Consider the following 1,807-nt stretch of genomic DNA (forward strand, 5'->3'; position numbering starts at 1 on the left):
CAAATCTCTCGCGAAACAGGTTACTCCCGTCAAGTGATACGAAAGGCCTTGAAATCCTCCGAGATTCCTGTGTATCAGCTTTCAAAACCGAAGCCAAAGCCAGTCATTGATTCTGTCAAGCCCATCATCTTGGAATGGCTGCGTCAAGATGAACTAGCTCCCCCGAAGCAGCGTCATACTGCCAAACGCATCTACCAGAGACTCGTTGACGAACATGGATTCACCGGCGGTGAATCTACCGTACGACGTTACGTTAGAGAGTTGCGGGTTTCTCCCCCTAAAGCATTTGTCCCTCTCGATTTCCCGCCAGGGCGATTTGCTCAATTTGACTGGGGTGAGGTTACGGTTCAATTACAAGGGAAACAAGTGAAGGTTCAAGTCTTTTGTATGCGTTGCACATACAGCAGAAAGATTTTTATCAAAACATTTGCTCATCAGAAGCAAGAGGCTCTTCTCCAAGGTCATGTAGATGCTTTTGAATTTTTCGGTGCTGTTCCCCAAGTCATCACATACGACAACCTGACCACAGCTGTTAAGAAGGTATTGGGGGGCAAAAATCGCGAGGAGCAAGAGCGATTTATTCAGCTACGTGCCCACTACCTGTTTGAAAGCTATTTCTGTGATCCGGGAAAAGGGCATCAAAAAGGCCAGGTGGAAAACCTCGTACAGTTTGCTCAGAGGCAATTTTTTACCCCTGTACCCAGTGTTTCTTCTCTGGAGGAGCTAAATCAAATCCTCCTCGAAAAATGTATCTCTTACGAGAATACAACCGTTCCAGGGTCTTCCCTAATGGTTGGAGAAGCATTTGCTCAAGAGTTGCCCATCATGCTTCCATTGCCTCCACGGCCATTGGATTGTTTCCGTGTTGTACCCGTGAAAAGCAATACGCTATCCATGATCCACATTGAGAAAAATGCCTATTCCGTCCCGGTTTCCTATGCATCGACCCAACTTACTTGCCGGGTGTTTGCTGAAAAAATTGAGGTGTATCACGGAAAAAGCCTGATTGCGACGCATGAGCGGTGCTTGGAAAAGGGAAAGGAGATTTTGCAATACGATCATTATCTGGATTTACTCCTTATTCGCCCAGGAGCAGTTCTTTATGCTAGACCATTGCATCAGGCAGGATTATCTGCCATTTACCAAAAGTTCTTGGATAAGTGCCGTAACCGACCGGGAGGGATGAAGGAGTTCGTTCGACTCTTGCTTTTGCACCGTGAATTCGATACTTCTCTCGTCGAAGAAGCACTGGAGGAGGCCTGCCAAAAAGGGATGTTCCAGTATGATGCCGTAAGGCAATTATTGTTTCAGCGAACGTTGCCGGAACACCGTCTGCCCCAACTCTCGTTGGCGGAGGATAGCTCCGTTCCACGTATTCAGGTAAAGGCCCCAGATCTTAGCCAGTACAATCGTTTGTTACAGAAAAGGAGTGTGGTTCATTGAGTACGAGTTTCCTGCTTGAAACCTACGCGAAACGCCTTCGCTTACCTGCGATTAAACGTGTCTATAAGGAAATCGCCCATGATGCTGCTGAACGGCAAATTCCCTACGAGGAGTTCCTCTTAGCCCTACTAAAGCAAGAAGTTCAGCAAAGGGATGCTAACCAAATCGCAAGTCGCATCAAGCACGCCAAATTTCCTTCTATGAAAACGCTCGATCAATTTGAATTCTCAGCGATTCCGTCTCTCAATAAGCCCAAATTGCTTCAACTGGCTCGTTGTGAGTACATCGAAAAGGCAGAGAACATCATGTTTATCGGAAACTCTGGCACTGGCAAAACTCATCTCTCCATTGCACTCGGGAAGGA

The 1,807-nt window shown here is 46.9% G+C and carries 2 protein-coding genes; both read left to right on the top strand.

All coding sequences use genetic code 11. From position 1 onward, the window contains the following. On the top strand, window positions 1-1,443 hold a 1,443-nt coding region (gene istA / locus Q3F21_RS27030; protein ID WP_340259671.1), incomplete at its 5' end, for an IS21 family transposase. Further along, on the top strand, window positions 1,440-1,807 hold a 368-nt coding region (locus tag Q3F21_RS27035), incomplete at its 3' end, for an ATP-binding protein (RefSeq protein WP_340259673.1). The genes istA and Q3F21_RS27035, both read left to right, overlap by 4 nt.

Source organism: Brevibacillus borstelensis (assembly GCF_037834415.1).
Lineage (GTDB): Bacteria > Bacillota > Bacilli > Brevibacillales > Brevibacillaceae > Brevibacillus > Brevibacillus borstelensis_A.